This window comes from Candidatus Symbiothrix dinenymphae (assembly GCF_001431085.1).
The window spans coordinates 1-534 of the sequence record NZ_BBRU01000298.1; the positions used below are offsets into that span (position 1 = coordinate 1).

At 47.0% G+C, this 534-nt stretch carries 1 protein-coding gene; it reads left to right on the forward strand.

Annotated features, from left to right (window positions below; genetic code table 11):
- Nucleotides 1–325: FtsW/RodA/SpoVE family cell cycle protein (locus ASC50_RS03745; RefSeq protein ID WP_158648383.1), on the forward strand; the 325-nt coding region annotated here is incomplete at its 5' end.
- Nucleotides 326–534 lie beyond the last annotated feature (209 nt).

The window sequence follows — 534 nt, forward strand, 5'->3', positions numbered from 1 at the left end:
ATTATACACCATCCTGTTCATTCGAGCGGGTATTATTGCCAAGCGGAGCGAAAAAAACTTTTCCAAGTACTTGGTCATCGGATGTGCGCTGATGATGGTGTTGCAAGCGATGACGAATATGGCAGTTGCGGTGGGCATCGTCCCCGTCACCGGTCAGCCAATGCCGCTGATGAGTCGCGGGGGGACATCCATCTGGATAACCTGCATCTATTTCGGCATCATCCTGAGTGTCAGTTGCTTCGACAATCCGGAAGGTAAGGTGCAGGAACAGGCAATTGAAGCGGAGTTGGAAGAGCAAAAAGAGCAACAAAATGCCACTGCATAATGATTTTGTTGCGCATTTGTTACCCGATAAGTTAATCCTGAAATTTAATCTTTCGTCAAATCCAGTTTTTCATTATCCAAGCCTCTGTCAAAAAATTGTCTTTTGAGGGGATTTCGATGTATTTCGCGGTCGGTATTTCTGTTTTGAAACAGGTCGGCTGCGAGGTAAATCGCCTGGCGGAACGCATCCGGTTCGCAGATGTTTTTCCC